Genomic DNA, 240 nt, shown 5'->3' with positions numbered 1-240 from the left:
CTAGTCAGACGTGGAACAGAAGGTCTATTCAATTAATAAGCTAAGAGGGAATAAAAATGAGCGCAAGTGACAATGACACGTATTTAGGCGATGCAGGTGTAAATAACCAATTTGCTGATTTCGATGGCGGCGATGATTTGTTTATCGGTTTTGGTGGTAATGACTCGTTTGTTGGCGGTGGCGGTAATGATTATGTGATCGGCGGCGACGGCGACGATCGCCTAACTGGTGGTGCTGGAG

1 protein-coding gene is annotated in these 240 nt (G+C 46.2%); it reads left to right on the top strand.

Annotation, left to right across the window (positions count from 1 at the left end):
* Window positions 1-56 precede the first annotated feature (56 nt).
* A partial coding sequence (locus O4H49_RS20585) for a calcium-binding protein (RefSeq protein WP_419715245.1) occupies window positions 57-240 on the top strand: 184 nt, incomplete at its 3' end.

The organism is Kiloniella laminariae (assembly GCF_027214005.1).
GTDB classification, from domain to species: Bacteria; Pseudomonadota; Alphaproteobacteria; order Kiloniellales; family Kiloniellaceae; genus Kiloniella; species Kiloniella laminariae_A.
The sequence above is the reverse complement of the archived record's forward strand: the minus strand, read 5'-3'. Positions and strand labels throughout refer to the sequence as shown.